Raw genomic sequence first — 231 nt, 5'->3', positions numbered from 1 at the left:
CAATTGCGCGGTGAGCATCGTGAAGTCTTTGCCGTCCTTTGCTTAGACAATGCGCTAAATCTGCTAAACTTTGAAATACTGTTTACTGGTGGCATCTCGTCGTGCTCGGTCTGTATCAAGCACGTACTCCGTCACGCGTTGAGTCACGCTGCTGGTCAATTAATCGTCGCGCACAATCATCCGCATACTGATGCGACTCCTTCAACGGCAGATAACCTATTGACCTACGAG

1 protein-coding gene is annotated in these 231 nt (G+C 49.4%); it reads left to right on the top strand.

The genetic code is table 11. The features are described 5' to 3' along the window. A partial coding sequence (locus tag AAEZ03_RS29105) for a JAB domain-containing protein (protein WP_350583492.1) occupies positions 1 to 231 on the top strand: 231 nt, incomplete at both ends.

The sequence above is a fragment of the Pseudomonas sp. HY2-MNA-CIBAN-0224 genome, assembly GCF_040310285.1.
Taxonomy (GTDB): domain Bacteria; phylum Pseudomonadota; class Gammaproteobacteria; order Pseudomonadales; family Pseudomonadaceae; genus Aquipseudomonas; species Aquipseudomonas helleri.
This window is presented reverse-complemented; position numbering and strand designations above follow the sequence as displayed.